The sequence below is a fragment of the Candidatus Woesearchaeota archaeon genome, assembly GCA_016928155.1.
GTDB lineage: Archaea > Nanobdellota > Nanobdellia > Woesearchaeales > JAFGLG01 > JAFGLG01.
This window is the reverse complement of record JAFGLG010000008.1, coordinates 1-22,617: the sequence shown is the minus strand read 5'-3', so window position 1 is coordinate 22,617 and position 22,617 is coordinate 1. Positions and strand designations below refer to the sequence as shown.

Sequence of the window (22,617 nt, the reverse complement as noted above, 5' to 3'; positions counted from 1 at the left end):
ATAACTTATATATAAATGTTTCTATTTTGTTGTCACTAAGAAGTCATTACATTACTGGATCCGGAATCCTGAATGTCCTTTGGTATACTTCATTTGATGCTATTGTGCCCTCTTTATTGTCTTTTAGCATCTTATATTGTTCTGTCAAAGTCATTATATGCCTTCTTGTTTCAGCAGGAAGATCGCTTAGTATCAGATCAAGCTTATGGGTCCTGGCTTCCATAAGTATATTCTTAACCCTGTATTCGCCCCCGTTATAGGCTGCTCCGAGGACCAGCATCCTGTTCTCCCTGTTTTTTCTCCAGCCTTGATAAAATCCTTGGCCTAATCCCCTGAACATATCATTGAACATCTCTTCAGCATACTGGATATGGCTCAGGCCTGCCCTCAGGTTCTGGCCAGGGTCTCTCCAGTCCCTGACATGGTATTTTTTGAGGTTGTCTATGCTTACCTGCATCAGGCCTCTTGCTGTGGGCACTCTCTCCCCATTTGCCAGATGATATTTCAGCCTGCCGTCGCTTCCCTTCACAAGCTTGTATCCTGTTGCATCAAGCTTGAATTTTGATTCCGTGTATGCCAAGGCCATTACAAAGAAGGGGTCATAATCAGTGCCGTTCTCCATGTTGTACCTGTCCACTTCCCTTGTGAAGAATTCTTCCATGGATATGCCTCCAATCCTCTTCTGCCCGGCTTTTGTCTTGGATATCCTCTCTGTATCCGGGTTCTGCATTGGCCTGATCCAGCTGAATCTCTTTCCGCGGATCCCGACTATGTTCACGTCGTCAAGCCAGTATTCTTCCCCTCTCTTTATCCTGAAGAGCCTGAGCGCTGCTGACTCTGCTCCTTCGTCTTCTGCATACTCTCCGACAAGGGTCCTTGTGAATTCTGTGCTGTTCTGTCTTGTCGGCATGAGCCTGATGTTCATGAATCCGGCTTCCGCAAGCCTTCTCACATTGTCCTCCACATATGAGTCGTTTGAGTTGGATGCGATCATCACATAGTATCCGTTCGGTTCTTTGCAGTCGCTGATGTCCACAGGCAGGAAGTCGCTGTCATGGTCTATGTTGAGCGGTTTCACTTCGCTTTCCAGCCGGATGCCGTGCGCAGAGAGCAGTATGTCCTCGAGCTTCTTCTCGCGCTGTGTGTCTGCGCAGCTCCTGAACCGGCCGTCGGCTGGTGTGTTGTTCAGCACTTTGTACAGGCCGTCCATGTGGGCTAAGATGAAGCTCTGGTCTGGGAAAAGCTTTGTAAGGCTTTCATAGGTCTTTTTTGCGCTCCCATAATCCTTGCTTGCCTGGTATTGTATTGCATATCCGTGTTTGGGTTCTGCTGCAAGTATCTCATACGGGGCCATAGTAAGCAAAGCAACTAGGCCTATGCCATCCCTCAGAAATTTCCTTCTTGTGTGCATTCCATTGTTTCCGGATTCTGAGATATATAAAATTTTCGATTTTTTATTACTTTTAAGTAATAACTATCTTATTGAAAATGACGTTTGTCATTTCAAGGGGTTTAATGCCCTGCTCTTCAGGGCGTCATTTTTAATTCCAAACCATAAAATAGCTTTGCAATTTTAGGGCCCCAAAAATCAAAGATTTTTGAGGGAATCGCACAATCAGATACTCTAAGTTTATCATGGATGTAGTTTATAATGGGTATTAAGATTCAATATAGAAAATAAAATCTATTACTACTAATCAGTAATTAATATGAAAAAGTTTATATACATCCTTTTGCATATTATCCTCATGGATCTCGGAGAGGTTGTTTTCAGAATACTGGAATCTACAGTTCATAAGACCTATAAAATAAGCAAGAGGATCAAGGATTACAGGTCCGGCTGGAAAGTCAGTCTGGACAGTTATATTGATCCAACTCTTGCATGGACAGCCCTGAATACTGCTTATCTGGTCGGTTCTGATCAGCTTCTTGAGCTTGTCAACCGTTCAGTCGAGTCCCCGCATACAGGAGTTGCTATGGCCGGCACTTATGCAGCCCTTTCCGCAGGCCTTGTCGCAGGCAACAAGTATGTCGCTGTCCCCTTGTCAGGGAAGATAAGGCAGTGGCAGAAGCGTAGGCAGCAGCAAAGTAAGAAAGTCAGCCTTCTCTCATGCCTCAGGACAGGTGTGATGATTGCTGGTTTGGGCATTGCCCTTTCTTCTGGCTATGTTAAGGATGCCATGTCGAACTTCAGCTATGATGCTAAGAGGATAATCTCTGCTTTTGAGAGGCCTTTTGAGAGGCCTCCTGGTGTAGAGCAAGTGGTTGGACAGCCTCCTCCTGAGATGGAGGATAGGACTATGCCAGAATACCCTGTGAAGCAGAATGGAGACCCTGTCACACCTGGTGCTCTTGTAGGGAGGAATATCCTTGATGGTTCACTGTGGTCTCTTTACACTGGCCTTTCAGGAGTTATATCCCCAACAGTCTCAGTTGATTTCAATGCCCAGCTGGACAGGATGCTGGCGAAGAAGGAGGGATGGTGCAGAAATCATGGGCAGAAGGTCAGTCCTGCAGTATATGAGTTCTGGAAGTCCCATGTTGCTGAATACAAGAGTGGAAAGATAAAGCATACCATGACACTTGAAAGTTATCTTGGTGAATGTGGGAAAGCTATGCAGGAAGTGAGGGATAATATTGATTGGAATACTGTCAAGAGCAGGAAAAGATTGAGTGATGATCAATTGGATGTGCTGAAGGAAATAAGCGCAGGTCTCACAGAGCACGATCTTCTGAGCTATGCTCTCACTGAGCTTATGCCGGGGAAGGATGGCAACTTGAACAAGGCAGTTATTGATTTCATCCTGAGGAATGCTGGCAGGGAGTATCTTGAGATGATACCTGCGATGCATGACAGATATGCCTCTTTCGGTCTATACCAATGGACTTCATTTGCTGTAAATGCAGGGACTGGTGATGGTGCTTCCTCTGTGAATCCGGCTCTGCCAAGTGGGATGCAGATTCCGGGGAGTGTGATCAACTTGAGAGGCAATGATCATCACAAGGCTGCTTATCTCTTTGCGATCAGTAATCTTGCAGATATGATAAGATCTCTGAACAGGAGTGAGTTGGCAACGCTTTCTGGTGTCTGGTCTTCAAACAAGGATGATATTGTCAAATACATAGCTACTGCTCATCACATGCCGAGTCATGCAAGGAAAGCAGCGAGGTACTGGCTTTCTAATAGGGCTGAAAATGACTTCACAGTGTCGTGTAGAAGTAGTATCCGTGAATATTCAGAGAAGACTGCAGCAAATTATGCTGCGATGTATTCAGCAGAAGTCAATGGTGAGGTGCCTGTCGTTGCATCAGCATCACAATCCGGATCCAGGCCTGGAAGAGCTAGTGATTTAATGTCATTGCCAGGATTTGATTATATCAGGACAAAACCAAACGGCACTATCGTATTAAGGCACATTGTGCAGTCTGGTGAATGGCCTTTTGGGATTGCAAGGGATTTCAATAATCTGGATGATTCTAATGGAAACAGGTTTGCTGAAGTGGCCGGGAAAGATGTTGTTGATGTGAGAGGTGGTGCTGTCGGTGATAATATCCTCCCCGGTCAGAAATTGTATCTCAGGGTCCATAAGGCAAGGAATGCTCTCTGAAGATAACATTTTTAAACTGTTCTTCAATTTTTCAGGTTATGGAGCCTTTGCTTGTTTTCCTGTCATTCGTACCAATAATTCTCATATTCCTGCTGATGGTTTTCTGGAAGTGGCCTGCTCTCAAGGCCATGCCACTGACATATATTGCGACGATTCTTATCCTGGTTTTTTTCTGGAAATCCCCGTTCAGTGTCATCGGCGCATCCACAATCAAGGGCCTTCTTGTGTCGATAGAGATAATCATAATCATCTTCGGAGCGATATTCTTCCTCAGGCTCATGCAGAAGGCAGGAGCCATTGAGATAATCGATTCATATCTTTCATCGATAACTCCTGACAAGAGGATCCAGCTCTTGCTTATCGCCTGGATCTTCGGCAGCTTCATCGAGGGCGCTGCCGGTTTCGGCACTCCTGCTGCCCTTGCTGCCCCTTTGCTTGTGACTTTGGGGTTCTCTCCGATAGCTGCTGTGGTCTCTGCTCTCATCGCAAACTCAACCCCTGTCACATTCGGTGCTGTCGGGACTCCGATAATCATCGGCATAAGATCTGTCTTTGATTCCGCTGCTGCTCAGCTCGAGCTTGATGCCTTCGGCTATACGCTGCCTGTCTTCCTCTCAAAGGTCACGATGCTCTCTGCCCTGATTCATTTCATCATCGGCACTTTTGTTCCCCTGATGGTTGTCGTTGTATTCATGAGGTATTTTTCCAAGGAGAAGTCATGGTCTATGGGCTTGGCCCTGTGGCCTTTTTCTGTCTGGGCCGGTCTCTGCTTCACCCTGCCTTATCTTCTCACAGCTGTCCTTTTCGGTCCTGAGTTCCCTTCCCTTGTCGGCGGCATGATTGGCATGATGATTCTTGTGTCGACTACAAAAAGGGGTTTCCTGGTTCCGGAGAAGGTCTATCATTTCTCTAAGAAGAAGGCATTCAAGATGAGATCATATGGCTCATATGATGTCTTCAGGGCAATACTTCCTTATCTTCTCATAAGCGTCCTGCTTATCCTGACAAGGCTCGATTCTTTGGGCATCAAGGGGTTTTTGCAGGGCATAAGTGTCAGTTTCTCATCCATCATGGGGACCGGGATCTCGCATTCTTTGGCTCCTTTCTATCTCCCTGGTTTCATCTTCATTGTTGTCGCATTGTTCATCTTCTTTTTCTTCAGGATGTCTGGGCATCAGCTTTCTGAGGCTTTTGGCGAGTCATTGCATAAGATAGGTGTGCCTTTTGTCGCACTCATTTTCATTGTTGCCACTGTCCAGCTCCTCCAGAACTCCCACATGAATTCCATTGGTCTTGATTCTATGCCCATAATGATGGCATCATTCCTTTCATCGACAGTGGGCTTTGCGTGGGTCTTCATCTCTCCTTTTATCGGCGGGCTCGGCTCTTTCATGGCCGGCTCATCCACTGTCTCCAATCTTTTCTTCTCGGGATTCCAGTTCCACACAGCTAAGCTTCTCTCACTTTCCCCTGTGCTCATAATCTCCCTGCAGGCTGTTGGCTCTGCTGTCGGCAACATGATTGCAATCCACAATATTGTTGCAGCTTCAGCGACTGTCGGCCTGCATCACAGGGAGGGCTCCATCATAAGGCGGAATCTTGTCCCCTGCCTGTCATATCTTGCCCTTGCAGGGATCATAGGCTTTATCATAAACTTTATAATCTGATTTCTTTCCCAATGGGTTATGGGTGCCATGAAAGGATTACTGCTCATGTCCGGAGGGTTTGACAGCCCTGTCGCCGGCTACATGATGAGACGGCAGGGGTTTGAGGTTGTTGCAGTCCATTTCTCTCTTGAGCCCTTGACTGATGACACTGCAGAGAAGAAATCCAGGATCCTGGCTGGGAAGATAGGCTGTTCTGATTTCATTGTTCTTCCTTTTGGTTTTATCCAGGCCGAGATCGCTAAGCAGTGCTCCCATCGTTTTTTCTATCTCCTGACGAGGAGGATGATGTTCAGGATTGCTGAGCAGCTCGCGCACAGGATTGGCGCTGATTTCCTGATTACTGGGGAGAATATAGGTCAGGTGGCATCGCAGACCCTCTCAAATCTTAAGTCCACGACATCTGCTGTGAGGATCCAGATGGTCAGGCCTGTTCTCTGTTTTGATAAGAATGAGATCATATCATTTGCCAAGAGGATTGGCACATATGATGTTTCAAAGGGTCCTGAGATGTGCTCTGTACTCGGGCCAAAGCACCCGATGACAGGCTCCAGGCTTGAGGATGTCGAGTCTGAGGAGTCAAGGCTCGATGTCGATGCTCTTGTTGCCGCTTCCTCAGCAAATTATAAAAATGATTGATTCATTTTGTGTTCTATGGAGCTTGACATAAGGAATGCTGCCCGTGGATTGCGGTTTGTGCATGGCAGGGATTTTTCCCTCTCTTTTCCGGGCAGTGTCTGGAAGGATTATCCTGATAATAAGTTTTTGTTTCAGGAATTGGCTGCGCTTCTCACGCTTGCAGGCCCCATCACATCTGGCAGGATTAGGAAAGTGGAATACTCGACTCCAAGGCCTTTTTTCTTTGACAGGTATCTGGAGCTGATGAGGAAGAGCATCCCTGAATCCACTGAGGATTACAGGCAGTCTGCAGAGGCTGTGCTGGAGAGGTTCAATGCGATGGAGTACACTTTTTCAGGAGACACCATTTCTCCTTCATACCTCCCTGATCCAGAGGAGAAGGCAGTCATCCCTCTCTCTGCTGGCAAGGATTCCTTGCTTTCTTTTGCTCTCTGTAGGGAGATAGGCCTCGATCCTGCTGTTGTCTACATAAACGGCCATCTCGTGAGACAGGAGAACATCTACAAGAAAAGGTTGATAGGTATTTTCAGGAAGAGGTTCAAGGCAGGTGGTTTTGTCGTCGACAACCAGCTTGAGGGTTTCAATGATTTCGAGTTCTGGGATGTTCCTGAGACCTGTCTGCCTTATATGCATATGATGACTGGCTTCGCTTTCATGATGCTTCCTTTCACGCATGCCACACGATCAGGTTATGTCGTGCTCGGGAATCAGCAGGACCTGGATTTCAGGCTGATGGGCAGCAGGGGTTTGATGAATCCTTCATTTGACCAGACCTCCCACTGGCAGTCAGTGCAGGACAGGATGGTACAGAGGATGACATCAGGCAGGGTCAGGGTGACAAGTGTCATCAGGCCGATGGCGAATATATTCCTGATGAAGGTTCTGCACACGCGTTATCCTGATATTGCGAAGCATCAGTTCAGCTGTGATTGCCTTACTGGTACGGGAGAGAAGAGGTGGTGTCATGAGTGCTCTTCCTGCGCAAAGAATTTCATCTTCCTGAAGGCCTTGGGTGTCAATCCCAGAACCATAGGTTTCAGGAAGAGCATGCTTTCAAGGGATAATAGAGATTCTTTCAGCCTTTTCTCAAGGAGGCTGGATGATGCTGATGAGAAGACTCCTGAGGCCAGGGAGCAGCAGATGCTTGCCTTCCTCATGGCTTACAGGAATGGCGCAAAAGGTTATCTTATGGATGTATTCAGGAAGAGATATCTCAAGGAAGCCATGGCAAAAGAGGATTATCTCATGAAGAAGTTCTTCAGGGTCTATCCTGCAGACATGCCAAGAAAGATAAAATTTAAAATCCGGTCGATTCTCAAGGAAGAGCTTGGCACGGTAGTGGTCTAACGGTATGACTCGACCCTCCCATTATCTTGGAGCAAGGTCGAAGCCCGGGTTCAATTCCCGGCTACCGTACTTTCTGATTTTTCTTTCTTCTTAGAAATTGACTTGAATGCTTCATACTGTATCGCTGTCAGCACTCTGCCGACAAAGAAGCCGAGCATTGCTACGGCTAAGTACATGAATGGGAGCAGTGTTTCGTTCATCGTCTTTCAGACCCTCATTTTTTCTTGTTCTATTTATAAATGTTCTATTTGTTATATGGGACCTATCTTGGACTATGTCTTATTGGGTATCCCAACTATTTAAGCTTTTCGATTATTTATCACTAACAAGTAATAACATAATAATTGTTAATATAGAAAATAAACATCTCAGACTTTATCAACCTTTATCAACCTTTATATTGCCCTGCACTGAACAGCTGTCATGAAACGCCTTTTCCTGTTATCAAAGGAGAACTTGGATCTTGCCAGGGCTGAAGTGCTCGCCCTTTCAGGCAATAAATCATCTGTGCTGATTGAAAATATCCTGATCACTGATGCCCCTGACCTCTCCAGGAGACTGGCTTTCACGCATTCGATATACAGGTTCTTGTTTGAATCCTCTCATAAGGATCTGGAGAAGAAGATGATGGGCTTCAGCTTCAGCAGGCACTGCAGGAAGAGCTTTGCTGTCAGGATGAAGAGATACTGCAGAATGGGCTATGACGAGAAGTTTTTTGCAGGCAGGATCTGGCGCAGGCTTGAGGCTCCTGAAGTCAGCCTGAGCAGCCCTTCTGCATTGTTTACTTTCTTCATCTTCCCAAAGAAAGTGATATGTGCTCTGCATGAATCTGATCTCACAGAGTCATTCTCTGCAAGACGTCCTCATCTCAGGCCTGTGCGTCTTCCGACATCCATGCAGCCGAAGCTTGCCAGGGCATTGGTCAATCTCTCCGGTGCAAAAAAGGGCAGCATGATCCTTGATCCTTTCTGCGGTTCAGGCGGCATCCTGATAGAGGCAGGCCTGATGGGGCTGCATCCTGCGGGTTATGACATCGACGACAAGTACATTGATGCATCCAGGAAGAATCTGCATCATTTCAGGATAGTGTTCACGCTCGAGAAGCGCGATGCACTGACCATGCCTGAGGTCGATTATGTAGTCACTGACCTGCCTTACGGCAAGGGCACTAAGCTCACATTGCCGCGCCATCAGCTTTATTCAGGATTCCTCGGGGTCCTTGGCAGGAATTTAAGGAAAAGGGCTGTGCTTGTCTTCCCGCATAATGCCTCTGCAGCAGACCTAATGAATGAGCATAACCTGAAGATATTGCATCATTTCAGGATTTTTGTCCACAGGTCATTGTCAAGGGATATATTTGTTGTAGAGAATTGATGCTCGGGTTTTCATATCCTTACCCTGCTGCCGCACCAATGGCAGTATATCGCGACGGAATCCTTGCAGACCCTTCCGTTTATCGGCTGTCTGCAGTGTGGGCAGGAACTGCTCACTTCCTTCAAATGGTTGCCTCCCTTATGATATCTTCTGCTTTCTTACCTTCTAGGACTATTTTCTTCAGGTTCCTTGTGACTGCAAGCGGGTCTTCTGCCTGCCATACGTTCCTTCCTATCGCCACACCTGTCCCTCCTGCTTTCATGCCGAACTCTATGTGCTTATAGAAGTCCGGTTCTGAGAGCTTTGACCCTCCTGAGAACACGATCTTCGCTTTTCCTGCGCTCTTGACAACCCATTTCAGCCCTGGGAGGTCGTCATTATTGTTGAGCTTCAGTATGTCTGCGCCTAGTTCAAGCCCTGCACGTGCTGAATGCGCAAGCACATTAGTGTCAAGTATGTTGTGCACGAATCTTCCTCTGGGGTACATCCATGCTATTACTGGCACCCCATGGTCATGCGCCTCTTCGACTATTTTTGAGAATTCCTTGAACATCGTGGACTCGAAAGCGCTTCCTACATAGACTGTGTATCCGACAGCATCTGCTCCCATCTTTATTGCCCTGCTTACTGAGCATATCTGCGCTGAGTAAGGGTCCACTTTTGCTATGTCTGTCTTGCCGTTGAGCTTGACGATTAGCGGCACTTTCTTTAGGAAGTTTTGGCTGTATTTCTCTGCAACTCCTGGCAGCAGGATGAGGCCGTTGTATTTTCCCTTCACTCCGATGTCCAGTACATATTCCGGGTTGACATTGGTCTCATTGAAGTCGCTTGATGGCCCGTGCTCAAGCCCTTGGTCATATGCAAGAAACAGGCATTTGTTGGGTACAATCTTATGTATGTTCACCATATCTATGCGCCTCTTTACATCAGTATGAGTATGATCCCAAGGATCAGGATTACAATCACGAAACCCCACTCTCGGGCATATCCTGTTTTTTCATTCTCAATGTCAGCAATATTCCTTCTGTCATATCCTATCATGGGAGCTCCTCTATACCTCTTGATTCATCTTATGGGTGCCTTATTTAAAAATTTTTCTGGCTGCTTTGAAAAGAATTGAGGTGATTTTTTACATTTTTTGATTCAAAATGGATTTTTTTATGCTTATTTTTGTTTTTCTAGATGAATTTATAAGTTTTTTATAGCTTAAAAGGTTGTTTTTTGCTCCTTTGTATTGTATGACTGACTCCGAATTTATCTGCGCAAGCTTCATTGCGCTCTTGACATCCCTGCCTTTTATCAGCATTGCAATGAAGGTCGAGGCAAAGCAGTCCCCTGCTCCTGTTGTCTCGACAACCTTTATCTTTCTTGCCTTGAGGTCATAATGGTATTTTCCGTCATATGCTTCTGATCCTTTCTTCCCTTTTGTTATCACGACAATCTTGGGGCCAAGCCTGCTGAGCTTGACAAGCATCTCTTTGATGCTTCCGCGGACAAGCAGTCCGGCTTCTTCATCATTCAGTATGAGCACTTCTGTGTTCCTGAGCACTCTGGACAGGAAGAGCGGCCCCTTCTCTGCCTGGTAATTGCTTGGGTTGAATGCAACTTTTATCCCGTTCTTTTTTGCAAATTCTGCCAGCTTTTCCTGTGTCTTGAATGCATCTCCCACCAGGCTGGAGAAATAGAACCATTTTGCCTTGAGCTTCTTCCTGTCGGTATGCTCCATGCTGAAGGAGTTCATGCATCCCTTGTATGCCAATATTGTCCTGTCATGCTCTATGGAATCAAGTATTATGGAATATGCTGTCCTGTCCTCTTTTTTCTTGGACACATAGCCGACGAATTCTATCTTCTCTTTCTTGAGCTCTGTCAGTATCCTTTTACCATTGTCGTCGTCACCCATCTTCCCGAAGTATGCTGTCTTCAGCCCTAGCCTGGCAAAGCTCACTGCTGTGTTGGTTCCCCCGCCCCCGGTCATGAATATTATGTCCCTTATGAGGATCTTTGATCCAGAGGGATATGCTATCAGCTCTTCGAGATGTTTTGGTGTCCTTATCTTGATGAGTTCAGATTCAGTGTCGACAAACACATCGACTGTTGCGCTTCCTACTGTGATGACATCGAACATATGGGTGCTCAACTGCGTCGGGTATTTAATGTTTTTTAGCTACTCAGAGATGGGAATCAGCCGGCATCAGCCCATATTGTCCAGTATGTCATGGGCGTCTCTTGTTGTCATCATGTCCTTGATTCTCTCCCAGTCCTTCCCCATCTCTGCCATAAGCCTTGTCTTGTAGTATTCCCCTTCATTGAAGCTGACTCTTGCCATCCTGTCTGCCATCACAAGGCCGTAAGGATATCCGGGGAATGCCGCATCAGATGAGTTCTCTGCCAGCATGCTGAATGCATCATCAGTCGACTCTACATAAAGGACATGCCTGCTGTTCTCGTTGAGCTTTGCCATATGGCTGCTGATCCTTCCGCTCTCAAGCAGGTATTGCCATCTGCCTGGCGGCGCCCTCTTAATCAGTGCGCTTGAAGCAGGGATCCCATGGTCTGTTATTATGCTGTTTGTCTTCGCCACTCCGGCCAGTATGATGCCTTTCTCATCTGCTCTTGAGAGCAATGTCGAGCAATGCTTCTCTTCGCCGACAATCTCAGCCCTGAGCTTCCCGTCCCTGACAAGATATGCCATGCCGGGTATCCTCTCGATTATCTTTGACATGAATATCACTTCAAAATACCTGCGTACTGTCTCGCCGATCTTTGATATCTCGACCCTGAAGTTGCCTTCGCGGAGCGTCGGCTCATATGCATCGAAGATGAACTCCTCATTGAAGGTCCCGTAGCATTTTGCGATGTATCTCATGTCCTCTCCTTCTATTTCTGTTCTTGTCAGAACAAAGAATTCCTCTTTGATGATGTCTTTCCTCACATTTCCCTCAAAGACAGCTCCGCAGGCCCTGACTAGCTGGAGATTGATGCTGTTTGACCTGATGATGTCAAGGTTCCCGCCATCGACAAAGCAGCTTATCTCTTTCCCGGTTATTTTCTCTATTGTCCGGAAATTGGCATTGTCAATCCTCTTTGGTCCATTGAACAGGATATTGTTGCCTGTCCGGCCGAGGATCTGATCCCTCAGTCCTGCTGCCACATCTTTAACTTCCATGCAGGACAACACTCTTTCTGGCTATTTAAAACTTTCTGGGTAAGCTTCAGCCAGTTTAAAAGTATCAAAAAAATTTATATACCTCTGTGCTGCTTGAAGCTTCGGTGATGTTTATGAGAAGATTGTCATCCGATATTTTGTCATCAGGAATGTTATCCCTATTGTCTTTATCATTGTTGGTGCTGGTTCTTTTCACAGCCTGCAAGCCTGTTGTTCCCATCACCGCAGACAACATTTCAGGTGATGATCAGACAGGAATCCCTAATGGGGTTGATGTATTTACTAATGTCTCAGATGACAACACAACTGGCTTTGGCCAGGATGATCTCATCAAGGAGTACGAGTTTCTCACAGATGAGAACCTGAAGGAATTCAGGATCTATCCTGCATGCGAGAAAGGGCGCCAGGCTGTCGGCCTGTCATACAGATTCGAGCTCATCCAGAAAGAGACCATCTTCCAGCTTTCTGAGAATAATTTTACATTCACTGATTTTGACACTTACAACGGATTGATCGAGAAGCACAAGAACTTTCTTATATGCAGTGATTGTCCTGCCAATACCACTCTTCATTTTGAGCCAGGCAAGGTGTATTATGCAAGACTGCTGAATGATTGGTATCAGGGCGGTGCTGCGGTCTCAGAAGTTTTCACGGTTGATCTCACAGATGGGTCTGATTATATGACAAATGAATGCAACCAGGCACCTGATGATGTCTTATGCTTTGATTCTGATGGCATGAATTACACTGTCAAAGGGCATGTTTTTACCAACGGCAAGAAGTTTGTAGATTACTGTGATATTGATAATCCCAATTTCCTCTATGAGTTCTACTGCGATGGTGCAGTGATGAAGAAAGAGAGGGAATGGTGTGATAAGGGCTGCAGGGACGGTTACTGCAAGACATGATTTTATTCATTTATTTTATTCATTTATTCTATTCATTTATTCTATGGGATTTTTCTAGCTTAGCACTACATCCAGGAACATCATGATCACAAAACCTATCATCAGCCCCCAGGTTGCCTGTTTTGCGAATCCTTTCCTGAGCGTCTCAGGTATTATCTCATCGCTGATCACCCAGAGCATTGCTCCTGCTGCGAACGCGAGCGCCCATGGGAGTATCGCCTGGAATACTAACACAATACCTGCTCCAAGCTGGCAGGGCGCCTACTCCTGTTGCAAGTCCGGCCATTAGGCTGAATATCACTCCAAGCAGCCATATTGGGTATTGTGATAGATAGCTTGCCAGAAATTCCATTTTCTCAATATTTCCCAGATTTCATTTATAAATTTTTGCTGAAAGCCCTGTATTTGCATATATCAAGGGCTCAAAACCTTTTTAAATTAACCATTTTTTTCTGCTTCCATGTCCTACGAGCTGATTATCACTGAAAAGCCCAGTTCTGCTAAGAAGATAGCAGATGCATTGGCCAGCGGGAAGCCGATTAAGGAGTCCTTCAAGGGTGTCCCTTATTATAAGATCACTCATGGCAAGAAGGATATTGTTGTCTGCGCCGCAGTAGGCCATCTCTTTGGTGTTGCTGAACGGAACAAGGGTAAATGGACTTATCCTGTCTTTGATGTTGCCTGGAAGCCGACTTCTGAGATAAGCAAGTCTTCTGCATTCACCAAGAAGTATCTTAACACTATCAAGAAGCTCTCCAAGGATGCTGATACTTTTGTCATTGCTACTGATTTTGATATTGAAGGCGAAGTCATCGGCCATAACATCCTGAAGTTCATCTGCAACAAGGATGATGCAAAGAGGATGAAATTTTCTACTCTGACCAAGCCTGATCTGATAAGGTCTTATGAGGAAATCAGGCCGACTCTTGAGTGGGGCCAGGCCAATGCCGGCGAGACCCGTCATGTCCTTGATTTCTTCTATGGTATCAATCTCAGCCGCGCCTTGAGCCTTGCTGTGAAGCACTCGACTGGCATGTTCAAGATCCTGAGCAGCGGAAGGGTGCAGGGTCCTGCTTTGAAGATTATTGTCGATAGGGAATTGGAGATAAATGCTTTCAGGCCTGAGCCGTATTGGCAGATTGAGCTCAGGGGCTACACCCCGAAGGAGAAGGAGAAGCTGATCATCGCGCTCCATGAGAAGGATAAGTTCTGGAACAAGGATGAAGCTGACAGGGTGATGCAGAATGTCAAGGGCAGGAAAGCCCTGGTTTCTGAGACAAAGACCTCTACTTTCAATCAGGCTCCTCCCACGCCTTTTGATCTGACGACACTGCAGACAGAGGCATACCGCACCTTGAATATCTCGCCAAAGCATACTCTCGAGATTGCCCAGGAGCTCTATTCTTCAGGTTACATCTCTTATCCGAGGACCTCATCCCAGGTATTGCCAAAGGAGATAGGCTATGCTGGTATTCTCACCAATCTTGCCAGGCAGTCCAAGTATAAGGAGCTGTGCAGCGAGCTTCTCAGGAGGAAGTCCTTGGTCCCTAATAATGGCAAGAAGACTGATCCTGCGCATCCGGCAATCTATCCGACAGGCATTGCCCCAAAGGTGGGCGGCAGGGAGGAGAAAGTATACGACCTCATTGCCAGGAGATTCATGGCCACTTTTGCTGATCCTGCTGTCAGGGAGACGATTAACATCAAGATTGACGTCAACAAGGAGATTTTCATTGCAAAGGGAACAAGGACCATTGAGAAAGGATGGCATGTCTATTATGGCCCTTTTGCCACATTCAAGGAAGAGGAGATGCCCAAGGTCGCACAGGGTGATGAGATCATTGTCAATAGCATTGATGAGCTGGCAAAGGAGACCCAGCCTCCTAAGAGATACACTCAGGCTTCTATAATAAAGGAGCTTGAGAAGAGGGGCCTCGGCACAAAGGCTACGAGGGCAGGCATCGTTGACTCTCTCTATGATAGGGGTTATGTCGTCGAGAAATCTATCAAGGCGACCCAGCTCGGCATCCGCACAGTCGAGACACTCCAGAAATATAGTCCTGAGATCCTCGATGAGGCCCTAACCAGGAAGTTTGAGGACGAGATGGAGAGCATCAGGGAGAAGCAGAAGAAAGGCCAGGAGGTACTGGATGATGCCAGGAATGTCCTGACCAAGGTCTTGGCTGATTTCAAGAAGAAGGAGAAGGAGATTGGTACAGAGCTTGCTGATGCCTACAAGGAGACAAGGAATAAGGAGGCTTTCATCGGCTCCTGTCCGGTCTGCAAGGAGGGCACTCTCCAGCAGAGGACCGGGAAGTTCGGCAGGTTCATCGCATGTGACAGGTATCCTGATTGCAAGACCACTTTCTCGCTCCCGAAGTTCGGCAAGGTCAAGTCTGCTAAGAAGGAGTGTGAGCACTGCCATTATCCCATGATCATCATCGGTTCAGGCAAGAAGACCCAGGAGCTTTGCTTGAATGATAAGTGTCCTTCCAAGCAGCTCTCTCAGCAGGCTAAGCAGGAGATAAAGGATATGGAATCAGGCAAGATTGAGAAGAAGTGCCCGAAGTGCGGTTCTGATATGATCCTGAGGAAATCTGTTTATGGGAGTTTCCTGGGTTGCTCCAAATATCCTGGCTGCAGGCATACTGAAAGGCTTGAGAATGGGAATAATAATGGCAATAATAATAGCGATGGTAAGAATAATAATGCTGGTAATGGCAGATGATTGAGACATCCACGTTGGTTCTTGCATTCTCTCTGACACTTTTTGCAGGTCTGGCAACAGGCATCGGGAGTGCAATTGCATTCTTTGCCAAGAGGACGAACACTAAGTTTCTTTCTGTTGCTCTGGGTTTCTCTGCCGGGGTCATGATCTATGTCTCTTTTGTCGAGATATTCGCTGAAGCAAGGGAAAGCCTTATATCAGCGTCTGGAACTGTTGCAGGGACATGGATCACAGTCGCATCTTTCTTTGGTGGTATGCTTATTGTTGCTTTGATTGACAGGCTTATCCCGACTTTTGAGAACCCCCATGAGATCCATATGGTTGAGGAGATGAGAAGTAAGCCTGACAGGAAGTGCAGGAGGTGCCTTTATAGGATGGGTATCCTCACAGCACTGGCCATTGCTGTGCATAATTTTCCAGAGGGCCTTGCTACATTCGCAAGCGCTATCAATGATATACACCTCGGTGTGATGATTGCTTTTGCAATAGCTTTGCATAACATACCTGAAGGGATTGCTGTTTCAGTCCCATTATACTATGCCACAGGCAGCAGGAAGAAGGCTTTTCTTTATTCTTTCCTTTCAGGCCTGGCAGAACCAATTGGTGCTCTTGTGGGTTTCACGATTTTGTATTCCTTATTCAATGGGATTGTGTTTGGCATGCTTTTTGCGGTTGCTGCAGGCATAATGGTCTTTATCTCTCTCGATCAGCTCCTTCCTGCAGCTCATGAATATGGTGAGCATCATCTTTCCATATATGGGCTTTTGGCTGGCATGGGGACCATGGCTCTGAGTCTGCTGTTGTTTTTATAGAAAACTTTTTTAGTGAGTATATTTTTTAGTGGGTGTATTTTTTAGTAAGTGCATTTTTTAGTGATGTGTCATTATGATGTATGATAATCTGGATCAATTCCCATGATGAGGTGATATGCATGAAATACATAAATCCGGCTAGGAGATTCCCGACTTTTGCAGTTATTGTCCTGGTGATCGGGATCATATGGCTGCTGAATGACCTGGGTTTCTTTGTGGTGAAAGTTCCTTGGATACCGATTATCCTGATTGTTGTCGCAATCGGTTGGATATTCAATAACTATGCAAAATGATTAAAAAATGAATGATCTGCCGGATTAGCACAGCAGGTCTTTTGCTTTTTGCAGTATGGGGCATTCATCTGCTTTTTCTATTCTTGGTTGTCCATTGTAGGCTTGGAACAGGTAGCATACAGCTCCTGTTATTTCTCTGCATCCTGGCTGTATGTCAGGGTGCCAGTCAGCCCTCTCCACATCTCCTCTCATTGGCTCTCCCGGGTCTGCGATTTTCATTGTCAGCAGCGGGCATTGGTGTCCCATGTTTGCTGGATTATGGTATAGGTTTGAATATTTCATTTTATTGCCTCCATATTTGTTGATATGTTTTTGATCTGGCTGCTGTTGTGATGTTTTTCAAATCCTGATGTTCATCCCAGGACCATGGTTTTTCAGGCCATATCAGAGAAGGGATTTATATCAGGCCGATGAGTATCAGAAAAAGCTGAAAAATGCCTGGAAGATGATATTGATGATGATCTTTTGCATTAGTTAATGGTAGTTTTTGTTCTATAAAAATATTATCATATTAGGCTAATGCTTTCTTGAAATGGTAGAAGAATATGCTCATCCATCCTACTATTGCTGCTGCTGCGACAATGAACATGATTGGGTCTGCATTTATGAGTGCTTCGCTGGCATAGATTGATCCGACTGCTATCACCCCTTCTCCTATTATCGATGCCACAAAATACATCCAGAATGGTATTTTCAGTATCCCTGTGATATAGCCCGGTATTTCTGCTGGCATGGAAAGCCTGAATAATAGCACCAGCCAGAATTCTGCTTTGCGGGGTATTTTCCTGAGGAAATAGTCAAGCTTATTTTCTGATAGAAGCTTTGTGACTATGGGCCTTCCTGCATATCTTCCGATGATGTATGTTATCGATCCCCCGATGAGCCAGCCGGTCAGGAGTAGGAAAAAAGTCCCAACCTCTCCCCAGATCAGTATTGCAAAAGGTATGAGGGGTACGCTGCTGAATGGTGAGAACATTGCTGATATTGCTGCCAGTCCTATGAATATCAGGATTCCAATTAGGGGGTTGTCATTTATGAAGATGTTTATCTTGTCGACGGAATCAAAGAACATTCTTTGCAGGCTGTATGATGACCAGAATATTGTTGCAAGAAGTATGAGGCCGATGACTGTCCAGAGGGCTTTCTGGGGATTGAGGCTGTCGATGTATTCTTTCAGCTTTTTCATGATTTTTCCATAATGCTCTATCCTGTATTCATTTAAAAATATTGTGTCTGGTTTCAGTGCATGCCAGATTTTTTATATTAGGAGGTCAGCTGGTAGTCATGAATAGGATTCTTGATATCTTTTGACTGCATGCCTGTTATCTGTATGCATGGGGGGTGGATTAGGACCTGGAGGTTGATCAGTGCCTGTAAGTCCGGGACCTGCCTGGGAGAAGATAGCCGATGCTGTTGTGGATGGCAAGGAAATACTGATTTATGGCGCAAACTTTATATTCAGGGAAAGAGTAATTTTATTATATCACTATGATCCACTAAAAGGAGGTGTTTACTGTGGATAGGAAAGTCATGTTTGTTGTTTTGTCAGTATCCCTTTTTAGCATTGTCTTCTTTCTTGGGGCTTCGATCAATGCCTTTGTCGTATCTAATGTTGATCCGGATGATCTGTGCGGCTCTGACACAGATTGTGATGGCCGGAAATGTTGTATAATCTATCCTGATAAGGATCTGGGATTGTGTATGGATAGCTGTCAGTCCATGGATTTTTTGTGTACTTCAGCAGATGATTGCGCTGATGGGATCTGCTGCGGGATAGAGTCTGATTACGGTGTCTGCGCAGATTCCTATGATTGTGCCACAATGGCTGAGATTGCGAGCTATATGAGGACGAGGGCTGTCATTGAGAGTCCTGCACCGGTCGATTTCAGGAATAATGTAATCCTTGTAGAGACTGTATTGCTGGCTCTGCTTGTGATATTTGTCATCTATCTTATGAACACAAGGAGGGACTGATTTTCCGCAACAATTATAAATGGATGGCGCCAGTTTATATATATGAAAAAGCTGGTGATATCCTTTTTTGTATTCATTTTCTTGCTTGATATTGCTGCTGCCCAGCATCTTCACATGAATCTCCTGGCTGTTTCCAGGGATGGTGCTGATATGAACGGCAGGAGAGCTGACCTCTTCCTTGATATGCAGCCTGGCACCGGCAGGATTTTCATTGATTCTTACCCCCTCACCCAGCTTGACACCCAGATATCCACGCGGTTTGCCAATCAGATTGCATGTGATTTCTCTGGGGAGGACTGCTCGAAGCATGATTTTTTCTATACTATAAGGGCATCATCTCCCATAATCGGCGGTCCCAGTGCAGGTGCTGCCCTTGCCCTGATAACTCTTGCAGGCCTTGAGGGTTTTGAGATCCCTGATACATTTTCTGTGACAGGCACAATAAATTCCGGTGAGCTTATCGGCCCTGTCGGTGGATTGAAGCAGAAGATTGAGGCTGCAGCTGCTGCAGGCCTGAAGAATGTGATGGTGCCCATGGGCGAGACCGAGTATGAGGAGGACAATATCACTCTTGACCTGTTCCAGTATGGGGCAGAGCTCGGGGTCGAGGTCCTTGAGGTGGCTACTCTCGATGAGATTTATGGTTTCATCACAGGGAAGAGGAAGCATGACGGCGTTGTAGGGATAGTTTTGGATCCGAAGTATGAGCAGGTGATGTCATCACTTGCAGCCATGCTGTGCGACCGCGCATCTTCCCGTCTTGGGGAGGTCAGGTCTCTTGGCATATCTCCTCCTGAATACTTCACTGAGGTCAGCAATGTTTCTGTTGATTTCTGGAAATTCATGCAGGAGGCTGAGAAGCTGAACAACAATTCCATCCTGGCGGATTCGAAAGGGAGTTATTACAGCTCTGCATCTTTCTGCTACGGCTCCTCTCTCCAGTCAAGTGTCCTGCTTAACCTCTATAATAACATGTCTTATGATGGGATTGTCAGGTTCCAGGAAGAGGTCCAGGCCAGGATTGACTCGATTAGCCGCGATCTTGAGAGCAGGCCTTTGCTGACACTTTCTGATCTGGAGGCTTACATAATTGTCAGGGATCGCCTTGTCGATGCCCAGTCTCTGCTGGATGATTCCAGGGAGAGCCTGATCAAGAATGACACCCGGTCAGCGGTCACCTTGGCCACCCATGCTGATGAGAGGTATTTCAGCGCTGTCTCATGGTCGCATTTCTTCGGGCAGCAAGGCAAGGAGTTAGAGATTGACGTCAGTGTGCTGTCAAGGACCTGTCAGGATAAGATATCTGAGGCTGAGGAGAGGCTTGCTTATGTACGTTTCTTCCTCCCTGATTCTCTGGATGAGACTTCTGAGGTGATTGATCTGGCGAAGGTGGATCAGCTGAATGAGGAGTATGAGCTCTGCCTTTTCAAGGCATCCAAGGCAAAGGCTGAGGCTGACATTGTCCTTTCGACCATAGGCATAGGTGAGAACAAGACACCTGATCTGCTTCATCTCAAGCTTGATGCAGCAGAGAGGATTATTGCTGATCAGTCTGCAAAAGGTAATTTTCCGATTCTTGGTTACAGTTATTTTGAATACGCCCAGGACCTTGAGGAAGAGGATATCTTCTCTGCTCTCCTCTATTCCGAGTATGCCCTTGAACTGAGCAATATTGATATGTATCTCAGGCAGTCGGCAAAACCAGGCATCAGGTGGCCTAGGATTGAGATGCTTATGATATTCCTGCTTGGCATCTCTGTCGGTTTCCTTCTGGCTGCGGTTTTTTCCATCAGGAAAGAGCTGGTCTGATTTTTCTCTGATTACTGCAGGATCAGAATGGTTGCTCTGGTCAAGTATCCTATCTGGTTTATCCTATCTGATATTATCCATGCAGATTCCTGACAGGCAGTTGTTAAAACCCAAGAAGATTCCGCAAGGGAATCTTCATGGGAAAAAGAGGTGATCATAAAACCTCTGGAAATGCCCCCGCGAAGAGGCATTTGCAGAGGAAAAGAGGTGATAGCATGATTTTGAAACCCCCAACCCCATTACTGCATAGTAATCATTACTGGTATTTAAATATTTCGACAATTCAGTCCTCAAAGGTAGTAAACACAAAAAGATTTAAAACCCCCTCATGTTCTCACTGTAATCCACGAAAATGCCAGCTAGGTTGAAATGCCAGAGATGCAATAGGGAATCTGTGAGGAAAGGCTTCTGCAGGAGCTGTTTCTCTGCAGTATGCGAGAAGAGGATAAAGAGAGCCCTAAGGAAGAGGTTCAGGAGAGGCCAGAAGGTGCTGGTCGTCGGTTCCCTTGCAAAGCATTACTTCCAGAAGCTTATCATGCTCCCTTTGGACATAACATTCAGGACCTTCCGGTCATATGATGTCAGGGACAGGGAAGCCATATTTCGCTCTGCATCTTTCAGGAGGGATCTGGCCAGGTTTGATGCTGTTGTCCTCGAATGGAGCCTTGACGACGACATATCATATTTCCTAAGCAGTGTATTCAGTGGGGGATCCGCTGTTTTCCCCGGGAATATAGTGAGGATTTTTGCCGGTGTACCTGATGATGACCTGATTTTCCTGTCAGGTGGGAAGGGTTTCAGGAAGGGGAGAAGGCTGGCATTCCATGGATTGATTGAGTCTCTTGAGAAGTCCTATCCTGAGGTCAGGAATTCTTTTGTGAGATCAATACGCCTGATGGAGCGATTATAGGCTTCTAAACTTATTTTTTCAACCTATATGTTATACTACTACAAAATAGTTAATCACAACAATATTTATATAGATTCTTCCTTTCCCACACCCTGATATTGCGAGCTAGGGCAAAGGGGGGGTTTAATTGATTAATTGTCAAAGGTGTGGCAGTGAGATTGCCACTTACAACAAGCTTAGGAAATGGTGTGTTGACTGCAGGAAGGATCTTATCAATGAGAGGGCGCGTGACAGGAACAGGATTGCCAAGATAAGACGGGCATGATCATTGTATCATTTTCGGCATTGCATGCTAAAGATTTATTAACAGCTGATTTCTGATTTGTTAGATGAAAACCTATCCCTTACTTGTGATTATTGTCTTGATTGCACTCTCTTTTGTCTACTTCCAGGATCATGATGTAGAAATCATCACATCCAATGTTGTCAAGGAATACACCTCCCCCATAAAGGTCTATTTCTGTCCTGCTGACAACTGTTCAGCGTATATGAGGGATTACATTGCTCATGCGCACAGGATTCACTGTGCATTCTATGAGCTGAACCTCATGGATATTATATCCGCGCTGGAAGAGAGATCTGCTTCAGCTGATGTGAAGCTTTTCACTGACACAGATTATAGGATCGGTCTGGACTTTGAGCGGAGCGACAACCGCTCTTCCCTGATGCACAACAAGTTCTGCATATTCGACGGCAGGATTGTCTGGACCGGTTCGATGAACCCGACAGAGAATGGGAATTACAGGAACAACAATAATGTTGTCGTCTTCGAATCAGAGTCGATGGCAGCTGTGTTCGAAGCAGAGTTCAAGGAGCTATGGGATTATCAGGAGGACATCTCAGGCATCCATGAGTTCAGCATCAATAACATTCCTATTGAGGTCTATTTCTGTCCAGAGGACTGGTGTGCAAACAAGGTGATCCTTGAGCTTGGTAAAGCAGAATCATCCATCTACTTCATGACCTTCTCTTTCACTCATGATCTGATAGGGGACATGCTTGTCCAGAAGCACAGTGATGGCATCCACGTTGAAGGATTATTTGAATCAAGGGGCATCTCTCAGTATTCTGAGTTCCAGAAGCTCAATCAGTCCAACATCACAGTCTATAAGGACACGAATCCGAATACAATGCACCACAAGGTCTTCATCATTGACAGCAAGACTGTCATCACAGGTTCCTTCAATCCGACAGCCAATGCTGATGAGCGCAATGACGAGAATCTGATAATAGTGCATGATGAGGGCATTGCAGGGCTTTTTATGGATGAATATGGCAATATAAGACCCTAAGACCGGCTCTGTCATGGATGTAGGTTAGTGGCATCAGGTCAAAGTCCGGATGAGTGATTTTCTGGCTGACAAAGGGGATGCTCTCTGATA

The 22,617-nt window shown here is 45.9% G+C and carries 22 protein-coding genes and 1 tRNA gene; 16 read left to right on the top strand and 7 right to left on the bottom strand.

The window, feature by feature from the left end:
• Positions 1-46: 46 nt before the first annotated feature.
• A complete protein-coding gene (locus JW968_04955; GenBank protein MBN1386291.1) occupies positions 47-1,411 on the bottom strand; it encodes a transglycosylase SLT domain-containing protein in 1,365 nt (454 codons plus the stop codon).
• A gap of 337 nt (positions 1,412-1,748) precedes the next feature.
• Between JW968_04955 and JW968_04950 the strand changes: the two genes are divergently transcribed.
• The 6 genes from JW968_04950 (at position 1,749) to JW968_04925 (ending at position 8,632) form a co-directional block, all read left to right on the top strand.
• Positions 1,749-3,608 (top strand): hypothetical protein, encoded by a 1,860-nt coding sequence (locus JW968_04950; protein ID MBN1386290.1) that lies wholly within the window; start codon positions 1,749-1,751, stop codon positions 3,606-3,608.
• A gap of 38 nt (positions 3,609-3,646) precedes the next feature.
• Positions 3,647-5,275: an L-lactate permease gene (locus tag JW968_04945; GenBank protein MBN1386289.1), complete on the top strand. Its 1,629-nt coding sequence runs from the start codon at positions 3,647-3,649 to the stop codon at positions 5,273-5,275.
• A gap of 18 nt (positions 5,276-5,293) precedes the next feature.
• Positions 5,294-5,911, top strand: a complete 618-nt coding sequence (locus JW968_04940) for a hypothetical protein (protein MBN1386288.1) — start codon at positions 5,294-5,296, stop codon at positions 5,909-5,911.
• Positions 5,912-5,926: 15 nt separating this feature from the next.
• Entirely contained in the window at positions 5,927-7,258 is a 1,332-nt protein-coding gene (locus JW968_04935) for a hypothetical protein (protein ID MBN1386287.1), read from the top strand.
• Positions 7,244-7,327 (top strand) — tRNA-Gly (locus JW968_04930). Before JW968_04935 ends, JW968_04930 begins: the two co-directional genes overlap by 15 nt.
• 354 nt (positions 7,328-7,681) lie before the next feature.
• Positions 7,682-8,632 carry a hypothetical protein gene (locus tag JW968_04925; protein ID MBN1386286.1) on the top strand — a complete coding sequence of 317 codons (951 nt, stop codon included), beginning with the start codon at positions 7,682-7,684 and terminating at the stop codon, positions 8,630-8,632.
• A 121-nt stretch (positions 8,633-8,753) separates the two neighbouring features.
• On the opposite strand, the gene JW968_04920 is transcribed toward JW968_04925, so the two are convergent.
• The 3 genes from JW968_04920 to JW968_04910 form a co-directional block, all read right to left on the bottom strand.
• On the bottom strand, positions 8,754-9,539 hold the full coding sequence (locus tag JW968_04920) for a fructose-bisphosphate aldolase (GenBank protein MBN1386285.1): 786 nt from the start codon (positions 9,537-9,539) through the stop codon (positions 8,754-8,756).
• A 222-nt stretch (positions 9,540-9,761) separates the two neighbouring features.
• A complete protein-coding gene (locus tag JW968_04915; GenBank protein MBN1386284.1) occupies positions 9,762-10,760 on the bottom strand; it encodes a carbohydrate kinase family protein in 999 nt (332 codons plus the stop codon).
• A 66-nt stretch (positions 10,761-10,826) separates the two neighbouring features.
• On the bottom strand, positions 10,827-11,801 hold the full coding sequence (locus tag JW968_04910; protein ID MBN1386283.1) for a DNA double-strand break repair nuclease NurA: 975 nt from the start codon (positions 11,799-11,801) through the stop codon (positions 10,827-10,829).
• 107 nt (positions 11,802-11,908) lie between these two features.
• Between JW968_04910 and JW968_04905 the strand changes: the two genes are divergently transcribed.
• Positions 11,909-12,709 carry a hypothetical protein gene (locus tag JW968_04905; GenBank protein ID MBN1386282.1) on the top strand — a complete coding sequence of 267 codons (801 nt, stop codon included), beginning with the start codon at positions 11,909-11,911 and terminating at the stop codon, positions 12,707-12,709.
• Between the two features lie 54 nt (positions 12,710-12,763).
• Here the strand turns inward: JW968_04905 and JW968_04900 are convergent, their stop codons facing one another.
• On the bottom strand, positions 12,764-12,943 hold the full coding sequence (locus tag JW968_04900) for a hypothetical protein (protein MBN1386281.1): 180 nt from the start codon (positions 12,941-12,943) through the stop codon (positions 12,764-12,766).
• 226 nt (positions 12,944-13,169) lie between these two features.
• Here JW968_04900 and topA point away from each other — a divergent pair, with 226 nt between their 5' ends.
• The 3 genes from topA to JW968_04885 all read left to right on the top strand — a co-directional run bounded on the left by topA (position 13,170) and on the right by JW968_04885 (position 16,542).
• Positions 13,170-15,437, top strand: a complete 2,268-nt coding sequence (gene topA, locus JW968_04895) for a DNA topoisomerase I (protein MBN1386280.1) — start codon at positions 13,170-13,172, stop codon at positions 15,435-15,437.
• The gene (gene zupT / locus JW968_04890) at positions 15,434-16,249 is read left to right on the top strand and encodes a zinc transporter ZupT (GenBank protein ID MBN1386279.1); all 816 of its coding nucleotides are present in this window, start codon (positions 15,434-15,436) and stop codon (positions 16,247-16,249) included. Before topA ends, zupT begins: the two co-directional genes overlap by 4 nt.
• A gap of 119 nt (positions 16,250-16,368) precedes the next feature.
• Positions 16,369-16,542, top strand: coding sequence for a hypothetical protein (locus JW968_04885; GenBank protein ID MBN1386278.1), 174 nt, complete (start codon positions 16,369-16,371; stop codon positions 16,540-16,542).
• A gap of 24 nt (positions 16,543-16,566) precedes the next feature.
• On the opposite strand, the gene JW968_04880 is transcribed toward JW968_04885, so the two are convergent.
• Together JW968_04880 and JW968_04875 are read right to left on the bottom strand one after the other, a co-directional pair.
• Positions 16,567-16,824 carry a hypothetical protein gene (locus JW968_04880; protein ID MBN1386277.1) on the bottom strand — a complete coding sequence of 86 codons (258 nt, stop codon included), beginning with the start codon at positions 16,822-16,824 and terminating at the stop codon, positions 16,567-16,569.
• A 229-nt stretch (positions 16,825-17,053) separates the two neighbouring features.
• Positions 17,054-17,728 (bottom strand): TVP38/TMEM64 family protein, encoded by a 675-nt coding sequence (locus JW968_04875; protein ID MBN1386276.1) that lies wholly within the window; start codon positions 17,726-17,728, stop codon positions 17,054-17,056.
• A 181-nt stretch (positions 17,729-17,909) separates the two neighbouring features.
• Between JW968_04875 and JW968_04870 the strand changes: the two genes are divergently transcribed.
• From JW968_04870 to JW968_04845, 6 genes are all read left to right on the top strand, one after another.
• Positions 17,910-18,065, top strand: coding sequence for a hypothetical protein (locus tag JW968_04870; protein ID MBN1386275.1), 156 nt, complete (start codon positions 17,910-17,912; stop codon positions 18,063-18,065).
• Positions 18,058-18,516, top strand: a complete 459-nt coding sequence (locus tag JW968_04865) for a hypothetical protein (protein ID MBN1386274.1) — start codon at positions 18,058-18,060, stop codon at positions 18,514-18,516. The genes JW968_04870 and JW968_04865 overlap by 8 nt, the downstream gene beginning before the upstream one ends.
• Before the next feature lie 42 nt (positions 18,517-18,558).
• On the top strand, positions 18,559-20,325 hold the full coding sequence (locus tag JW968_04860; GenBank protein ID MBN1386273.1) for a hypothetical protein: 1,767 nt from the start codon (positions 18,559-18,561) through the stop codon (positions 20,323-20,325).
• 394 nt (positions 20,326-20,719) lie between these two features.
• Entirely contained in the window at positions 20,720-21,235 is a 516-nt protein-coding gene (locus JW968_04855) for a hypothetical protein (protein ID MBN1386272.1), read from the top strand.
• A gap of 127 nt (positions 21,236-21,362) precedes the next feature.
• Positions 21,363-21,500, top strand: a complete 138-nt coding sequence (locus JW968_04850) for a hypothetical protein (GenBank protein ID MBN1386271.1) — start codon at positions 21,363-21,365, stop codon at positions 21,498-21,500.
• 64 nt (positions 21,501-21,564) lie between these two features.
• Positions 21,565-22,527 (top strand): hypothetical protein, encoded by a 963-nt coding sequence (locus tag JW968_04845; GenBank protein MBN1386270.1) that lies wholly within the window; start codon positions 21,565-21,567, stop codon positions 22,525-22,527.
• Positions 22,528-22,617: the final 90 nt, after the last annotated feature.

Excerpts from the sequence above, each read along its gene's own strand:
- JW968_04935 (MBN1386287.1), top strand. The coding sequence starts at position 5,927 with ATGGAGCTTGACATAAGGAATGCTGCCCGTGGATTGCGGTTTGTGCAT.
- JW968_04945 (MBN1386289.1), top strand. The coding sequence starts at position 3,647 with ATGGAGCCTTTGCTTGTTTTCCTGTCATTCGTACCAATAATTCTCATA.
- JW968_04915 (MBN1386284.1), bottom strand. The coding sequence starts at position 10,760 with ATGTTCGATGTCATCACAGTAGGAAGCGCAACAGTCGATGTGTTTGTC.
- zupT (MBN1386279.1), top strand. The coding sequence starts at position 15,434 with ATGATTGAGACATCCACGTTGGTTCTTGCATTCTCTCTGACACTTTTT.
- JW968_04860 (MBN1386273.1), top strand. The coding sequence starts at position 18,559 with ATGAAAAAGCTGGTGATATCCTTTTTTGTATTCATTTTCTTGCTTGAT.
- JW968_04920 (MBN1386285.1), bottom strand. The coding sequence starts at position 9,539 with ATGGTGAACATACATAAGATTGTACCCAACAAATGCCTGTTTCTTGCA.
- JW968_04910 (MBN1386283.1), bottom strand. The coding sequence starts at position 11,801 with ATGGAAGTTAAAGATGTGGCAGCAGGACTGAGGGATCAGATCCTCGGC.
- JW968_04905 (MBN1386282.1), top strand. The coding sequence starts at position 11,909 with ATGTTTATGAGAAGATTGTCATCCGATATTTTGTCATCAGGAATGTTA.
- JW968_04885 (MBN1386278.1), top strand. The coding sequence starts at position 16,369 with ATGAAATACATAAATCCGGCTAGGAGATTCCCGACTTTTGCAGTTATT.
- topA (MBN1386280.1), top strand. The coding sequence starts at position 13,170 with ATGTCCTACGAGCTGATTATCACTGAAAAGCCCAGTTCTGCTAAGAAG.
- JW968_04940 (MBN1386288.1), top strand. The coding sequence starts at position 5,294 with ATGGGTGCCATGAAAGGATTACTGCTCATGTCCGGAGGGTTTGACAGC.
- JW968_04925 (MBN1386286.1), top strand. The coding sequence starts at position 7,682 with ATGAAACGCCTTTTCCTGTTATCAAAGGAGAACTTGGATCTTGCCAGG.
- JW968_04950 (MBN1386290.1), top strand. The coding sequence starts at position 1,749 with ATGGATCTCGGAGAGGTTGTTTTCAGAATACTGGAATCTACAGTTCAT.
- JW968_04955 (MBN1386291.1), bottom strand. The coding sequence starts at position 1,411 with ATGCACACAAGAAGGAAATTTCTGAGGGATGGCATAGGCCTAGTTGCT.
- JW968_04845 (MBN1386270.1), top strand. The coding sequence starts at position 21,565 with ATGAAAACCTATCCCTTACTTGTGATTATTGTCTTGATTGCACTCTCT.
- JW968_04880 (MBN1386277.1), bottom strand. The coding sequence starts at position 16,824 with ATGAAATATTCAAACCTATACCATAATCCAGCAAACATGGGACACCAA.
- JW968_04875 (MBN1386276.1), bottom strand. The coding sequence starts at position 17,728 with ATGAAAAAGCTGAAAGAATACATCGACAGCCTCAATCCCCAGAAAGCC.